This is a genomic window from Kribbella sp. NPDC058245 (assembly GCF_042882005.1).
Taxonomy (GTDB): Bacteria; Actinomycetota; Actinomycetes; order Propionibacteriales; family Kribbellaceae; genus Kribbella.
In genome coordinates, this window is sequence record NZ_JBHVWY010000010.1 from 258,286 (window position 1) to 273,500 (window position 15,215).

The following is a 15,215-nucleotide window of genomic DNA, read 5'->3' on the forward strand; positions in this document are numbered from 1 at the left end:
GGAGCGATGGAGCATCCGGATCCTGGTCTCAGGTCTCCCGATGGACAGTTGCTTGCCGTATTCTCCCGGCTACTGTCCGCGTAACTGCTGTCTGAGGGGCGGGTAGCGATGAGTTGGTGGCGAACGGTTCTGAATCTGCCGCCAAAAGGTGAACACTGGTCGGACCAGCGGCGGCCGAAGAAGGCCGCCCGGGGACGCCCACAGAACACCGCACCGGAGTGGTGGGCCCACCCCGATGGTCCGGTGTCACCCACCCCTCGCCAGGCACAGGGTGTAGCCGCGCAGTACGCGGCACCTCAGACTCCTCCGCCACCTGGCGGAGTGATGGCTCCGCCTCGTCGTCCTGGTGCGCGTCCGCCCGAGCAGCCCGGTCCGCCGGTGCAAGGTCACCCGCAACCGGGACAGCCGGTTCCGGGGGAGCAGGTCGGTCCTGGTCCCGGTCAGCGCCAGCCGGAGCGGTTGCGGCAGCGGTCGCCGCATGGCGCCCACGCAGCCCCTGGCCCGGCTCGGCAGGTGCTGGAGCCTGGTCAGACCCCGTGGGCAACTGAGCCCGAGTCGTCGTTCTCGACCTGGGCCCGACGCTTCTTCCGCGGCCTGGTGGTCGCGGTTCTGCTGCTCGCGGCGATCAGTGGTATCCGGTCCTGGATCAGCCCGAATCGGACTCCCGAGACCGTCGTCGGCGGCCAGACCAGCTTCCCGCTCGACGAAGCGCGCGCCGTCGCAACGCGGTACTCGATCTCGTACTTGACCTGGGACGAGGCGAACCCGGATGCCCGCCCGGCACAGGTCGGCCTCGACCTGGCCGCCGGTCTGGACGGTCGCGCCGGCTGGAACGGGCGCGGCAAGCAGGTCGCCTTGATCGCCTATCCGGGTGAGGTCAAGGTCGACCCCGGTGGCGTGGCCGCTGTGGTCGACGTCCGGGTGCGCGTCCAGCAGTACTACCTCAAGGGCCGCGTCATGACCCCCGGGGCGATGGCCTGGCAGCGGGTGTCCGTGCCGGTCGCGCGGACCGCGGCTCGGGTGGTGGCCAGTGGGCCGCCGACGTTCGTACCGGACGGCCGTGCACCGCTGCCGGACAACATGCCGGGAGCCGGCGTGCCGGACGATGATCTGGCCGCCGCAACGATCAAGGACGCCGAAGCGTTCTTCAGCGCGTATGCGGAGTCCGACGACAAGGTGTCGGCGGTGGCTTCGCCCGGCTCGAGCATCCGCAGCCTGAACGGCGCCGTGAAGTTCGGCGAACTGAAGGACTGGCAGGTCTACACCGGTAACGACAACGAGCGGCGGGCGACCGCTGCCGTCACCTGGAAGGGCGTGGGAGACACCACGCTCGACCAGACGTACACGCTCACGTTGCGGCGTACTGTCGCCACGGACGGAGCACAGCGATGGCAAGTGGCTGCCGTCGGATGACCACAGCAACCCGCCGTCGGATGACCGATGCACCAAGGGAGACACCGCAATGACGACGCACGAACTGGCTGCGAGCGTGGTTCAGCTCGTCGCGCCACTGGCCGACCCCAATGTCCCGACCGGCGCGGATTTCAAGGACTGGGTCCTGGTCATCGCGGGCAACATCTTCATCGCGATCCTGGTGCTGCGCGCGATCGGCCACTACTTCAAGCGCGAGTGGGGCGAACTGTTCGGCCACATCGCCGCCGGTGTCCTGGTCGGGGGGCTGATCTATGCGAACAACCAGACCATCAATGTCCTGAAGGGCTTCTGGGGACTGCTCTCCGGGGGTAATTGATGCGCGTCGGTCGTACCCTTACCCACCACTTCGAGATCGAGACCCGGCAGTACGACCTGCTCGGGATCGACCTCGGTGAAGGCGCGCGCCGCCGGATGATCATCTTCGGTGCGGTGATCATCCTGGCCTGGATCGCGCTGCTGTTCCCGTTCGTCGGGGTGCCCCAGAAGGGCACCGTCAGCCTGTACGTCGTTCCGCCGTTCGTGATCACCGCGTTCGGCTGGCGACCGGGCAAGTTCCACGAACGCCGCCGCCGCGTGACCGAGTGGGCGCTGGCCGTCCGCTACGCGTTGCGCGCCCACCGCCCGATCATCGGACTCGGCGCGCGGGCCGCCGACAAGACGGAGTACCTGCCGTGGCGTGAGCGCGTCGCGACCCAGAAGGTGGCCAACCTGGCGAAGGCCCGGGTGACGCCGGAATGGGAACGCGAGGCCGTGGTGGAGCTGGATCCGATGGTCCGCGCGGGTGCGGACATCACCGTGAACCAGCGCGCCCGCCTGCTCGGGGCGGACCACGTGCAGAGGGTCAGCCGCAGGAATTCGTCAGGGAAGACGAGGCACGAATGAAGATCGCTGACAAGCTCCTGAACCTGGTCGGTGTCGGCCGCGAGCGTGGCCTGCCGCCGCCCCGGCTGGTGGCCATCGCCGACGGTCTGCTCGTCACCGAACGCAGCGCCGAGGCGTGGTTCCTGATCTCGGTGGCGAACACCGACCTGGCCACCGAGGCCGAGCAGGACGCTGCTCTGGACGCCGCGGTCAGCGCCGCCGCGACCATCCTCGGCGACCGGCTCAGCCACCTGAAGGTGGTCTGGGGCCGCTCGACCGGCCAGGACTACCTCGACTCCGTGGCGGGCCACTACCGGCTCGGCGACCACGAGGCCTGGGCGCAGACCCGGGCCGACCGGATCGACGAGATGCGGATGCCCGAGCGGTACGTCGCTCTCGGCGTCCACCTGAGCGACCGCGACCCCCGTGCGACCGCCCAGGTCCGTGGGTCGATCAGCGACGCCCTCGGCACCACCTCCTGGCGCGTGAGCGCGCGCGAGCTCGCGCACCTGGACGAGCGGGTCCGCAAACTCGGCCGGCAGCTCGGTTCGACCGTCTGGCGTGCCCACACCGCCCCGGCCGAGGTCATCTCCTGGCTGATCAGCCGCGAGATGCACCGGGGCGCCGTGGCCGCACCGCGCCGTGGCCTGATCACCGGCGCCTCGCTGGCCCGGCTCACCTCCGGTCGCGTCGTGCCCTACACCGATCACCTGCGCATCTATGACTCGCGCGGCCAGATCGCGGCGTACACGACCGTCCTCGCGATGACCGACTTCCCCGAAGAGCTCGAGACCCCGGGCCCGGGGGAGTGGCTGCGGACGCTGTCGGAGATCAAGGCGATCGACGACGACGGCGACGAGATCGACGTGACCGTCGAGGCCTCGGTCCGCTTCCGCGTCCTCACCAAGAAGACCGCGCGGCACCTCGTCGACGAGACCCGCAAGAGTGCCAAGGAACAGCGCCGCTCGGCGGCCAAGGGCACCGCGGAGGAGACCGCCGACGAGATCGTCGAGACCGAGCGCGTGATGCGCGAGGTCAAGCGCGACATCAACCGCAGCGGCCTCACCCTGGTCGAGGACCACCCCCGCCTGCTGGTCAGCGCGGACACCCGCGAAGACCTCGAGGCGTACGTCGACGCCGTCATCGCGCACTACGCCGACCGCGGCATCACCGTCGCCCCCGGCGCGGACGAGCAGCGCGACCTGTGGCTCGAGTCCCTGCCCGGCGACCAGCTCCGCGTCCCGGACCTCGGTCACGTCCGCGAGTCGACCGCGTTCTTCGGTTCCTGGTTCTGGGGCGGCGCGTCGATCGGTGACGCGACCGGTCCCGCGATCGGCTACCTGACCGGCTCGACCCCTGGCCTCGTCCGTTTCGACGCGGCCGCCGGTTCGGCCCTCGGCGACGCGACCACGACCCTCTTCCTCGGCCGTTCCGGTCGAGGCAAGACGACCGCCGCCATGCTCGGCGGCCTCGACTCCGCCTTCGCCGGCGCCTGGGTCCCACTCCTCGACCTCAAGGGTGACGCCGCGGGCGTCTCCGCAGTCGCCGCGGAGTACGGCGTACCGACCGCTGTCATCGAGATCACCGCCCAGTTCTCCGGTGCCGCGGACCTGCTCCGCGTCCTCCCGGTCGACGACGCGCTCCTGCAGGCACCGTCCCAGCTGATGCTCCTCCTCCCGCCGCACCTCCGCGGCGCGGCCGAGGCCCCGGTGATGGCCGCCACCCGCGCCGAGATCCAGTCACCCGACCCCTCGTCGTGGGGCGTCATCCAGCGCCTCTGCAACTCCGAGTCCGAAACCATCCGTACCGTCGGCTTCGCCCTCCGCGACCTCGTCGAAACCGGCCTCGGGTCCGTCGTCGCCGGCCCACCCTCCGGCCTCTCCTCCCTCACCACCAACCCGGGCCTCTGGGTCGTCCAGATGCCAGGCCTCACCCTGCCGTCCCCCGAGTCGGCCCCTGAGTCCTGGTCCCCGATCGAGCGCGTCGGCATGGCCTGCCTCCGCGGCTGCCTCGCCTGGATGGTCCGCACCACCGGCCGCCGCGAGTTCCGCGGCCGCTCAAAGGTCGTCATCGTCCCCGAGGTCCACCTGCTGACGAAGACCCCGGACGGGGCCTCCTTCCTCGACTACATCGCCCGCGTCGGCCGCGCCCTCGGCGCCTCCCTGGTCCTCGACACCCAGGACCCCGCCTCGATCCTCAAGCTCCCCGGCCTCGTCGAGCAGATCACCACCCTCTTCGCCTTCAGCCTCCGCTCCCGCGAACAGGTCGACTCACTCCTCGAACTCCTGGGCCGCCCCCAGACCCCGCCGTACCAAACCCTCGTCCGCGGCATCAACACCGCAGCCAACGGCAAATCAATCCGCCACGGCCACTGCATCATGCGCGACCGCTGGGACGAAGTAGCCACCGTCCAGATCGACATCCCCAGCCAGCGCGTAGCCGCCCTCCTCCGCACCACCCCCGAATCCGAACACGCCAACACCCCGGCCCCCGCCCTCCCCGCCGACCCCACCCCGGCCGACCCCTTCGCCGACGACGAAGACCCCCAAGACCTCATCGAACCCGCCGCCACCGCCACCGCCCAATCCGAAGCCCACACCACCCACCCCCCAGTCGACGCCCCCATCCCCACCACCACCGCTCCAGCCACCCCGCCCCCCACCAACGGCCACCAAGCAACCCGCCACGAGGCCCCCATCGGCCCCGACGACGTCTACGACCAAGAAGCCGACGCCCCCGACTACAACGAAGCCATGTACCAACCCGCCTCCCCACCCGACGACCGCCCCACCAAAAAGGAGCACGTCGCATGAGGTGGCAGCGCCGAGCCCGCACAGCGCTCACAATGCTCGTGATCTCGCTGATCGTCACCACGCAGGTCGCGCTTGCGGCTGATCCGAAGGGGCCGACGAGCCCAACCGGGTTCGGCGATCTCCTGCCAACCCCGGATCTCACGCATGGTGACACCCGTACGCTGTTCGAGCAGTACAGCCCGATGGCTTACTCCCTCGACTTCGAGGGGAGCTTCAGCGATCCCTTCCGTCCGGTATTCAACTCATTCGCCCAGATGTTGATGCTTTACATCGTGGCGGCGACGCGGGCTGCGATCGCAATCGGCTGGTGGCTGTTCTCTTTCACGGACATCAAGCCCTTGACAGATGCGACCTCACAGGCGATCGGCGGTGTGAGCACTCAACTCGTGGGTTGGCTGTTGCCGTCGGCCCTTGCCCTGGGGGCGATCGCTGCCTACGTACAGCGCCGGTCAAGCGGTTCCTCGTTGGGACAGATCGTATGGCTGTTCGCGGCGGGAGTACTCGCTGTCAGCCTTGCGTTGGGGCCTGCGACGTGGCTTAAGGGTGTCGATGGTGCACGGCAGGTTGGGGCAGAGACCGTGATGGGTGCCTCGGGGGAGATCGTCGGCGGCACGCTGAAGACGCCGTTCGAGATGCCAGAGCCGGCATTTCCCGGAACGACACGCGACAATATGCTACGCAAGTCCGGTGATGCAGCCTGGCGAGGTTTTGCAGTTACGCCGTGGTGCATTGCGGAGTTCGGGTCCTTGGACGCGTGCAATCGCTACGGTAAGGGAATGCTGGACACCGGTATCGATGCGAGCCAGCGGATGGACTACATCAAGGGTGATGTGGCAACGGCCGAAGGTGGCGGCGATGCGCCGACGGTCAAGTGGTCCAAGGGCGAGAACCCCTTCGGACGCATAGGTGTTTTGATCATTGCTGCCGTCGCGGCGACGTTGTTTGCCGTCCTGAACATCGGACTCGCGGCGACGGCGCTGATGGCCTTTGTCGGCTGTTTGGTGATGCTCGTCGTAGGTGTGGTCTTCGCTTGTTTGTTCATCATTCCGGGCCGTGCGCGCCAATGGGGTATGAATTGGCTGGAGGCTCTGCTCGGCCTCGTTTTGCAGTCCGTCGCAGCGATGCTGATCTTCGGCGTCGCCCTGTCGCTGCTAACAGCAGTCTTCAGCCTGAGTCAGACGCTCGGCTGGCTACCGGTGACGGGGCTGGCCCTAGTCGTCCTCATTGCGGCCTTCCGCCTCCGGAAGTTGCTCGAGTCGTTGACTTCGATGATGCGGCCTGGGGTCGGGAGCATGATGATGGGCTCCTTCGCTAGGCGAGGCGCCGTGCAGGCGGTACGCCGGGTCATGACGGCTGTCCGCAGCCGTAGCGCGGCACCCACGGTGGCGGAGCGCCAGAAGGATCGGCAAACCGGAACCTCTAGACCCGATGAATCCGGCAGTGAGCGGGTGGAGAAGAGTCGCGTCTTTCGTACTGCCCCGCTGCCCGGCGGTGGCCGCGCGCAGGGCCAGGCCGCAGGCCAGACCGACATGGACAGTCGAGGTCAGGTTGGTACGCAACTACCTGACGCGAACACGCCCGGGACGATTGGAGCAGGCGGCAAGAAGTCTGGCGGACGCCGTGTCATAGCCTCGTCGGCGCCAACGGGTGTTGCCGTTGTGGGTGGCCGATCGCGTGATGTCTACCAAGGCGGCACCTTTGACAGCAAGCCCGGACCCGGGTCGCCGCGGAACTCGACGGACCGGAGCTCGGGACGACACGCGAAGCCGACGACCGCCGCCACCCAGTTGCGGCAGGGGCATTACGAGCCGCGAAGGCTCGCCCATTCAGCGGCCCTTCGAGAAGGGCCGTCGAAGACGATCCAGAAGCGTGCGGCCGCGGCAGCGCAACCACGGGCCTACCGGGAATACTCAGCCGCCCGCAGTAGCGGTCCGACTGGCAACCGACCTTCAGGCGGGCGGTGATTCGCGGTGAGTCCGCGTTCAGGCCGAGGGGAGGGGCGAGCGCGCGCAGAACGCGGCGATGACAGTCCCTGGGCGTCGGACGGCCCAGAAGAAGAGACGGAGCCGCTCTCGCGTCGAGAGCGGCGGCGCGAAGACATGGCACGTCAGCGCGCATATCTGCGCGATCAGCGGCGGAACGAGCCGGCCAGCCCGATCGGTGTCATCGCCGTGATCGTGCTTCTGGCGATTCTCGTGCTGGGCATCGGCGGTGGACTGCCGAGGCTTCTCAACGGCGGATCGAAGGAGCGGGAACCTGTGGGCCTCCTGACGCCGAACGGAGCCGGTACCCAGCTCCCTCTTGAGCCGTCACAGACGTCCGCGACGTCACAGGGCACGACGAGCTCTGCCTTGACGACGCCACCTCCGGTGACGGAGCGACCAGGTGCACAACAGACCGCGGCCGCTGACGAAGTGTCACGTAGCTGGGCGAACGTCTTCTATGCTCGAACACCGGTAACCGAGACCTATGGACAGTTGGTCGATCGAGCCGAGCAGTACACGACGTCGGAGCTGGCGGCTACATTCTCCAGCGCGGGTGACGCGACCTACGATGCCTTGAAGGCTGATGGGGGAGTCTCGCGAGTTGTCTCGGTGAATGTGGCGGCGCCGCGCCCCGACACCGCGCCGGTAGACACACCAAATCGCATCACCAGACTCGTTACCGTCAAGGTCGCCACGACCGGGAAGCGTGCCGCACAGTTCGATATCCCGCTGCTGGTCACGGTCGTTCCCGAGGGGAACCGATGGTTGGTCAGTGCCGTCGATGGCGGGACAGGGCCATGAGTACTCGCCAGGTAGCTACCGATGTATAGCGCGCGAGATCTGGCTCAGGCATCCGGTCTCGGCGGCGCCGGAAGCATCGTGACCAAGGCGATCGCTATCGGTGGATTTCTGGTTCTGATGGCGGTTGTCATGATTGCGCCGTTCGGCGCTCGCAGCGACCAGGTCAGCGCGGCTTGCCCCCCGGGTGCTCCAGGGCTCGCGTACGAGCCTGGTCCGCGAGGGCAGTTCAAGGCCACGCAGATCGCGAACGCGAAGATCATCGACTCCGTGGCGGTAGCACGAGGTCTTCCCGGGCAGGCGACGCTTGTCGCCCTGATGACTGCTCTGCAGGAGTCCCAGCTGCAAAACCTGGAATATGGAGATCGCGACTCGCTGGGCCTTTTCCAGCAGCGACCGTCGGCGGGTTGGGGTGACCACGACCAACTCATGGATCCGGTCTATGCGGCCAACGCCTTCTTCGGAGGGGACGGTGCACCAGCCCCGCCGGGCCTCGTCGACATCAACAACTGGGACTCGATGCCCTACACAGTCGCGGCGCAGGCGGTTCAGGTTTCCGCCTTCCCGAACGCCTACGCGCGACACGAGGACAGGGCCCGCGAGATCGCCGAGGAAGGCGACATCGATCTGAACAGGGCGGGTGATCCTTACGCTGGCCGCTCGGGCGCTCATCCAGTTCCTGTCGTAGCGTCACCGGGCGCAGGAACCGACGCGCGATGCGGAGGCGGTCTGATCAACGGTCAGCCGATTGCGGGTCATTGGCCACCGGAGCAGCAGTCCGTACCGGACCCGACCGGGACTGGAGGAATGCTAACTCCAAGAACGGCGGCGTGGGTGGCGAAAGCCAAAGCGTCCCTGGGCGACCTGAGCATGTCCTGCTGGGACGCGCACCTGTGGAATCCTACGAGTGATCACCCTAAAGGCAAGGCATGCGATGTCATGGTCGGCGGTGATGCCCGCAAGGCGCCGGCCAAGCGTGCGAGAGGCGATGCGATCGCGAACTGGACCATCCAGACGGCGGCGACGACAGGTGTTCGTTACGTCATCTGGTATGGCCGAATCTGGAGTGCGCGCACCGGTGCATGGCGTCCCTACAACGGAGGCGGCATCTACAATCCGACAGATGCGACGGGTGGTCACTACGATCACGTACATGTCTCGATGTACTGAGGCATGGAGGCGAGTCCGAGTAGAAGTTGCGGAAGAACGAAGGGACCACGACGAGTGCAGCCAGCCGAAGGATCGAGGCGGATCCGATGAGCGGACCTGGCGGACCCGACGACCGCCCGGGGTCATTCTCGTCAGACGAGTGGGAGACGCCGCGGACCAATCCTGGTCGAGGCGAGGCACCTGACGCGCCAGGATTCGCGCCGGGGTCCTTCTCTTCAGCTGATCCCGTCAGCCACTCGCCACAATCTCCCCGTGGGCCAGGGATCTCAGTGTCATCGGTTGCGGAGCTCGTCCTCGCGATCCCGTGGGCGATTTGGAGTTTTGGAGTCGTCTGTTCGTTCTCGGCGTTGATCCTCGACGGGTTCTGGGCGGTCGCGCTCGTCGCCCTCTGGATCCTGTCGGGCCTCATCATCTTCTGGTCGCCGCTGGAGGACTATCTCGCGCGCTTCCTGTTCAGGCTCCGACGGCCGACCGCCTTCGAACAGCAGAAATTGGAGGCGTCTTGGGCTGTCGTGTGCGGGGTGGTGAATCTCAATCCGGCCTATCACAAGCTGTGGGTGGAGGAAGCAGACAGCATTAACGGCATGGCGATGGCGGGTCGTTCGATTGCTGTGACTCGATGGGCGATCAATACGCTGACCCCCCGGCAGTTGCAGGCAACCCTTGCCCATGAGCTGGGTCATCACCAGGGTGGTCATCCGTGGGCTGGAATGGTCGCGTTCTGGTACGGCCTGCCCGGCCGCGGTGTGGTGGCCGCCGTGCGATGGGCGTTCCAAAAGGCGGTTCAAGTGCCTGCCTTGGGGTGCTTGTTCGTAGGGTTCTTCGTCTGCGCCTACGCTGGCTTGTTCATGTACTCACTGGTCTACCACGCTGGTTGGGGGTGGGCGGTCTATTCAATCCTGCCGATCTTCGTCCCGATCCCGCTCGCATGGTTCAGCCGGCGTGCCGAACTGTTGGCCGACCACGTTGCAGCGGATCTGGGTTACGCGCGTGACACCATCGCGATGCTGTATGACCTGCAAGCACAAGGACAGGATGTTGCGAGGCGTGCCGCGGGCTGGCGGGGTGCGCTCTACACCCACCACCCGTCTCTCGCTAATCGCATCACGGCGCTCGAGCGCTATCTGCAGAACACTGGCTCATGACAAAACCATTCGACTCCTTGCGCAAGAAGTTGGCTGCCCTCGCTCAGGCGACTGCCTACCCGATGTCTGCGCCCGACGAAGCCCCCGCAAGTCGTTCAACGACGCAACCGTGGGACGCTCTCAGGCCATCAGCACCGGAGTTGGCGGCCACGCTCGACGAATTGGCGGCATCGCCTGAGTTCGGTGATGTTGACCGTGCGCGGATCGCTCATGTAATCAGCCGGTCGGCAACCGCTCCGGCAGAGCTCGAGAGGCTATCGGAGGCGTTGCGCCGCGACCACGCCGCGGCGCTGGTTCACCCTTCGCAGCAACGCAACCTTCCTGGCGGCAGGTTTGCTCGGCACAACCTCCTCGCTGGGCAAGTCAGACTTGGTCGCGTCGTTCCGGACCACCGCAGTGACTTCGAGGTCAGCGGCGACTTCGGGATCGATCTCGATGTTTTGCGAACCTCGCTGCTGGTGATCGGGCCGCCCGGGTCGGGCAAGACGCGTGGTATCGCGACCCCGATCGTCGAACACCTCTCGCTGTCGGCTTTGGCAGGCAAGGCGAGCATGGTGGTAGTCGATCCGAAGTCCACCGACTTCGCCTACGACGGCTGGTTCGATGTGACGATCGATCCGCTGAATCCTGTCTGTGGGTTTAGTTTGTTCGGTGGTTCTCGGACCGCTGACGTCGCGGCTGACCGACTTGCCTCGGCGTTGCTGCCACCTCAAGTGAGCGACGACAAGGCGTACTTCATCGACGCTTCGAAGAACGCGCTCTATGCGTGCCTGGCACCGTTCCATGAGGCGTATGAGCGCTGGCCTACCGTGCCTGAACTGCTGGGGCTGCTCCGGGCGGAGCAATCGTCGATTGATCGAGTCAAGGAACGGCTCAAGGGCCCGGGGTCCAAAGAGATGAAGGCCTTGCTCGACACTCGGAAGGCGCAGACTCAGCGTAGAGCCGATCCGGCGGCCAGTCTGGTGGAACGATTCGCTTTGCTCGATCGGCCTGCCTTGCGCAGGCTGTTCGATCATCCTGGACCCACGTTCCAGATGCGCGACCTCAATCGACCTGTGCGAGTCCGCGTCGCGCTGCCCGAGGCGGAGTATCCCGACGCATCACGAATCTTGGCTCGACTCGTGGTTTCGCAGTTCGTCCAGATCACGTCTTCGTCGGAGACCGATCGATCGATCTTCAAGGCGTTGGTGATCGACGAGGCAGGTCGCTTCGTCGACGACTACGTGGCGCGCGGCGTACAGAAACTTCGATCGAACAACGCGGGTCTGGTGCTGCTCTCCCAGACGATGTCGGACTTCCCGATCGAGGTCCGGGCGACGGTCTTTGGATCGACAGGGTGCAAGGCTGTCTTCGGCGGCATCGATCCGATGGATGCGGACGTGTTCTCGAAGTGGTTCGGTGACCAGTACATCAACGAGACCACTATCAATCGCAGCGCGTCTCAGGGCGTGCAGTACAACCAGTTCGGTCAGCCAGGCGGGTCTTCGCAGAGCGAGACCACCGGCTACAGCGTCAGACGAGTCGAACGTGCGCGATGGACCGTCTCCGACATCATCACCGGTGTCCCAGCCGGCCACGCCCTGATCTCGCTCGCACGATCGAACGGGACGAGGGTGGGTCCAGTCCTCGTCAACCTTCGCGCATAAGCAGACCGCGACGCACGGAGCTCGATCCGTTGATGCGCCGCGGTCTCATCAGCTTCAACGGTGTTCGCGCACCTCGGCCGACTATCCAAGGCTACCGGATGCCGAAGGCGATGCCGCCACGCTCGCAGCGAAGCACCGCCGTTGCTAACCTAGTTGGCAAAACAGAAGTACCAAATGGTGCTTTCGTTCACTTGTGATCGATTCGCCATTTGGTTGTTCGCGCAACTACTGGCGTTCGTTCACCTGTCATCAGGAGCTCGATCCTCATGGTTGCTGCTAACACCCGTCGTACACGCACAACCTTCCAAAGGAAGGTAGAGCGTTTGAATGCCAATCTGGTTGCGTTGACCGAGTTGATGGGGACCCTGTTCGGTCTGCTTCGGCAGACAGCTCAGGTCATCCTGATTCTCGTCACCGTGGTCACGGTGTTCTATCCGGGGCTTTTGCCGCTCGTGGCTGCGACCTCGGCCCTGCTGTTGCAGATCCGGCGTTCGTAAGCGCGAGACACAGCAGCCCGACCCTCTAGGGGGTCGGGCTGTTTGTGTTTCACGGGGTCAAGAAGTGGACCTCGTGGGTGGTGGTGGGGTTGGTGAAGGTTAGGAGGGCTTGGGCTTCGGGTTCCAGGAGGGACTGGGTTCTCTTGGGGAGTCTGGTGATGGGGGTTATCTCGAGGGTGGCTTGGTGTTTGGTGGGTTTGGGGAGGCGCCAGGTGGCGGTGGGTTCGCCGTTCTGGAGGACGGTGCCTTGGGTGTAGAGGGACTGGAGCTGTTTGGGGGTGGCGGACCAGCGGGAGCGGTCGGCGTGGGAGAGGTAGAGGTTGTCGTATTCGGGGAGGAAGCGGATGGGGGGTTCGGTGTCTGGGTCGGTGAGGGTGAGGGTGGGGAGGTCGTAGAGGGTGCGACCGGAGTTGGCGTCGGTGTAGGTGCGGAGGGAGAGGCGGTCGAAGATTTCGGTGAGGTGGGTCAGGCCGGACCAGGATTGGGCGTCTTGGACTGAGGCGGGGCCGTAGGCGGCTAGGTAGCGGAGGACCAGAGCCTCGGGGTTGGGGTGGGGGTGCAGGTCGGCGTTGAGCCAGAGGTGGGGGAGGGACATGGCGGGGTTGCCGCCTTTGCCCCAGATGCCTCGGGGTGGGGTTTGGATGGTGGGGAGGAGGCAGCGGACGGCGTGGGCGAGGGCGGCGGGGTCGCGGTCGGGCCAGAGCGGGGCCAGGTGTTCGCGGAGTTGTACGGCGGTGGCGGGGGATTGGGTGAGGCGGTCGGTACCGGCTTGGAGGACGGCGGGCATGTCGAGGCCTTCGAGACGGTGGCGGCCGTAGGTCATGTTCTGGAAGACCTCGCGGTCGAGGCGGGGCTGGATGAGGGGGCGGAAGGCGAGGAAGTCGCGGCTCGACATGAGGTGGATGGTGGCGCGCATCATGGAGCCACGGACCGCTTCGCGGCCTTCGATGAGTTGGACGAGGTCGGCGGGCTGGAAGGTGGTGAGGCGGGTCCAGAGGCCGACGTACGGGGCGAGGGGTTGCTGGGCTTGCATGCCGACCAGGTGCTCGATGGCTTCGAGGGCGGTGGCGTCGTTGCGTTCGAGCAGCCATTGGCGCTGGAGGGTGGCGCGGTTCTGGGCTTGCAGGCTCAACTTCGACATGCCAGATCTTCTCCCGGCAGGCAGTTCGTTCGCCAGGAGCCAGGAGCCAGGAGCCAGGAGCCGGGAGCCGGGAGCCAGCAGTCAGGAGGCTGGTGGCCGTTGACAAGGATTTCCCTTGCCGCCGCAGATTGACGCGAAGTTCTGCTTCCCTCGGGGTACCCAAGGCAACTAAGGTCTCGACGGATCGTAGTGGTTGCGTCACGCAACCTGAACGGATCGCCATCGTGGGAGGGAATGTATGTCGAACCGCCGTAAGGCGATTGTGGCCGTCACCGCCGGGCTGGCCACCATCTCGCTCGGTCTGTCCTTCACGAGCGCTGCGGGGGCCGCGCCGGAGGCCACCACTCTGGGCAGCTTGAAGCTCGTCAAGACCAAGACTTCACTGCTCGGCAAGCACTACTGGTACCAGCAGACCTTCAAGGGCCTGCCGGTCATCAACGGGTACTACGCGAAGCACGAGACCAAGTCCGGCGGTGTGCAGATCGCCGACGGGCGGGACGCCATCCCGGCGAACCTGGACGTCTCGGCGAAGCTGCCGGCCGCGAGCGCCACCACCAAGGCGACCGAGGCGATCAACGCCAAGGCCGTCCGGGCGCGCATCGCCGGTGCGGACAAGGAAGCCGAGAAGGTGCCGGCCGCCGGCAAGGGGACGGCGCAGCTGGCCGTCATCGGTGGTCCGAACGCCCGCCTGGTGTGGTCGGTCACCAGCCGGTCCAGCGAAGGCGCGAGCCGGAGCCTGGTCGACGCGGACAGCGGCGCGGTCGTCGAGTCCAAGGTGATCAGCGACAACGCCACCGGTCACGGCTCGGTCTTCGACCCGAACCCGGTGGTCAGCGAGCAGAACGAGAAGCTCGTCGACAACAACGACAAGAACAGCGACGAACTGTTCCTGGCGCAGAAGAACGTGATCCTGCGCAACCTGGACGGCTCCGGCAAGCTCAACGGCAGCTACGTGAACATCGCGGAGGCCAAGGGCGGGGTCGCGCAGAACAAGAACAACAACTTCGTCTACCAGCGCGCGAACGACAAGTTCGAGCAGGTGGAGGCGTACTACCAGGTCAACCAGACCCAGGAGTACATCCACAAGCTGGGCTTCACCGAGGTGAACAACGAGTCCCAGGACTTCTCCATCAACACCTATGACGGGGACAACTCGTTCTACGACCCGTCGACCGACGTCATCACCATGGGTGAGGGCGGTGTCGACGACGCCGAGGACGCCGAGGTGATCTGGCACGAGTACGGTCACGCGATCCAGGACGACGTCGTACCGGGCTTCGGTGAGTCGCTGGAAGCCGGCTCGATCGGTGAGGGCTTCGGCGACTACTGGGCCGTCACCAACTCGATCCCGGTCAGCAAGGGCTTCAACCTGCCGTGCGTGATGGACTGGGACGCGACGTCGTACACGTCGACCGAGCCGCACTGCCTGCGTCGTACCGACACCGGCAAGACCACCGACGACATCGTCGGCGAGGTGCACGACGACGGTGAGATCTGGTCGAACGCGCTGTGGGACATCAGCCTGGCGCTCGGCCGCGAGAAGGCCAACAAGGCGATCCTCGAGGGCACGTTCTTCTACGCCCCCGACACGTCCTTCGCCGACGCCGCCCGCGTCACGGTGCAGGCCACCCGCCTGCTCTACGGCAAGGCCGACGCCCAGAAGGTCACCGACGCCTTCAAGGCCCGCAAGATCCTGTAACGCCCTCAAGGTCATGCGCCCGCTAC

The 15,215-nt window shown here is 66.2% G+C and carries 12 protein-coding genes; 11 read left to right on the forward strand and 1 reads right to left on the reverse strand.

Annotation, left to right across the window (positions count from 1 at the left end; genetic code table 11):
• Window positions 1-324: 324 nt before the first annotated feature.
• The 10 genes from ACFVWG_RS24305 to ACFVWG_RS24350 all read left to right on the forward strand — a co-directional run bounded on the left by ACFVWG_RS24305 (window position 325) and on the right by ACFVWG_RS24350 (window position 12,349).
• Window positions 325-1,413, forward strand: coding sequence for a conjugal transfer protein (locus ACFVWG_RS24305; RefSeq protein ID WP_391545674.1), 1,089 nt, complete (start codon window positions 325-327; stop codon window positions 1,411-1,413).
• 49 nt (window positions 1,414-1,462) lie between these two features.
• Window positions 1,463-1,750 carry a hypothetical protein gene (locus tag ACFVWG_RS24310; protein ID WP_391545675.1) on the forward strand — a complete coding sequence of 96 codons (288 nt, stop codon included), beginning with the start codon at window positions 1,463-1,465 and terminating at the stop codon, window positions 1,748-1,750.
• Window positions 1,750-2,316, forward strand: coding sequence for a hypothetical protein (locus ACFVWG_RS24315; RefSeq protein ID WP_391545676.1), 567 nt, complete (start codon window positions 1,750-1,752; stop codon window positions 2,314-2,316). Before ACFVWG_RS24310 ends, ACFVWG_RS24315 begins: the two co-directional genes overlap by 1 nt.
• Complete coding sequence (locus tag ACFVWG_RS24320) at window positions 2,313-5,108, forward strand: ATP-binding protein (protein ID WP_391545677.1); 2,796 nt, start codon at window positions 2,313-2,315, stop codon at window positions 5,106-5,108. Before ACFVWG_RS24315 ends, ACFVWG_RS24320 begins: the two co-directional genes overlap by 4 nt.
• Window positions 5,105-7,072, forward strand: coding sequence for a hypothetical protein (locus ACFVWG_RS24325; protein WP_391545678.1), 1,968 nt, complete (start codon window positions 5,105-5,107; stop codon window positions 7,070-7,072). Before ACFVWG_RS24320 ends, ACFVWG_RS24325 begins: the two co-directional genes overlap by 4 nt.
• 135 nt (window positions 7,073-7,207) lie before the next feature.
• Window positions 7,208-7,894, forward strand: a complete 687-nt coding sequence (locus tag ACFVWG_RS24330) for a hypothetical protein (RefSeq protein ID WP_391545679.1) — start codon at window positions 7,208-7,210, stop codon at window positions 7,892-7,894.
• 78 nt (window positions 7,895-7,972) lie between these two features.
• Window positions 7,973-9,061 (forward strand): hypothetical protein, encoded by a 1,089-nt coding sequence (locus ACFVWG_RS24335; protein ID WP_391545680.1) that lies wholly within the window; start codon window positions 7,973-7,975, stop codon window positions 9,059-9,061.
• Window positions 9,062-9,330: 269 nt separating this feature from the next.
• On the forward strand, window positions 9,331-10,206 hold the full coding sequence (locus ACFVWG_RS24340) for a M48 family metalloprotease (protein ID WP_391545681.1): 876 nt from the start codon (window positions 9,331-9,333) through the stop codon (window positions 10,204-10,206).
• Window positions 10,207-10,346: 140 nt separating this feature from the next.
• Window positions 10,347-11,852 (forward strand): type IV secretory system conjugative DNA transfer family protein, encoded by a 1,506-nt coding sequence (locus ACFVWG_RS24345; RefSeq protein ID WP_391545682.1) that lies wholly within the window; start codon window positions 10,347-10,349, stop codon window positions 11,850-11,852.
• Window positions 11,853-12,175: 323 nt separating this feature from the next.
• Window positions 12,176-12,349, forward strand: coding sequence for a hypothetical protein (locus ACFVWG_RS24350; protein ID WP_391545683.1), 174 nt, complete (start codon window positions 12,176-12,178; stop codon window positions 12,347-12,349).
• Between the two features lie 49 nt (window positions 12,350-12,398).
• Here ACFVWG_RS24350 and ACFVWG_RS24355 read toward each other — a convergent pair whose 3' ends face one another.
• Complete coding sequence (locus tag ACFVWG_RS24355) at window positions 12,399-13,490, reverse strand: winged helix DNA-binding domain-containing protein (protein WP_391545684.1); 1,092 nt, start codon at window positions 13,488-13,490, stop codon at window positions 12,399-12,401.
• A gap of 238 nt (window positions 13,491-13,728) precedes the next feature.
• On the opposite strand from ACFVWG_RS24355, the gene ACFVWG_RS24360 reads away from it, so the two are divergent.
• Window positions 13,729-15,189: a M36 family metallopeptidase gene (locus ACFVWG_RS24360; RefSeq protein WP_391545685.1), complete on the forward strand. Its 1,461-nt coding sequence runs from the start codon at window positions 13,729-13,731 to the stop codon at window positions 15,187-15,189.
• Window positions 15,190-15,215: the final 26 nt, after the last annotated feature.

Coding starts and splice junctions, on each gene's coding strand:
- ACFVWG_RS24305 (WP_391545674.1), top strand. CDS start 325: ATGGCTCCGCCTCGTCGTCCTGGTGCGCGTCCGCCCGAGCAGCCCGGT.
- ACFVWG_RS24310 (WP_391545675.1), top strand. CDS start 1,463: ATGACGACGCACGAACTGGCTGCGAGCGTGGTTCAGCTCGTCGCGCCA.
- ACFVWG_RS24315 (WP_391545676.1), top strand. CDS start 1,750: ATGCGCGTCGGTCGTACCCTTACCCACCACTTCGAGATCGAGACCCGG.
- ACFVWG_RS24320 (WP_391545677.1), top strand. CDS start 2,313: ATGAAGATCGCTGACAAGCTCCTGAACCTGGTCGGTGTCGGCCGCGAG.
- ACFVWG_RS24325 (WP_391545678.1), top strand. CDS start 5,105: ATGAGGTGGCAGCGCCGAGCCCGCACAGCGCTCACAATGCTCGTGATC.
- ACFVWG_RS24330 (WP_391545679.1), top strand. CDS start 7,208: ATGGCACGTCAGCGCGCATATCTGCGCGATCAGCGGCGGAACGAGCCG.
- ACFVWG_RS24355 (WP_391545684.1), bottom strand. CDS start 13,490: ATGTCGAAGTTGAGCCTGCAAGCCCAGAACCGCGCCACCCTCCAGCGC.
- ACFVWG_RS24360 (WP_391545685.1), top strand. CDS start 13,729: ATGTCGAACCGCCGTAAGGCGATTGTGGCCGTCACCGCCGGGCTGGCC.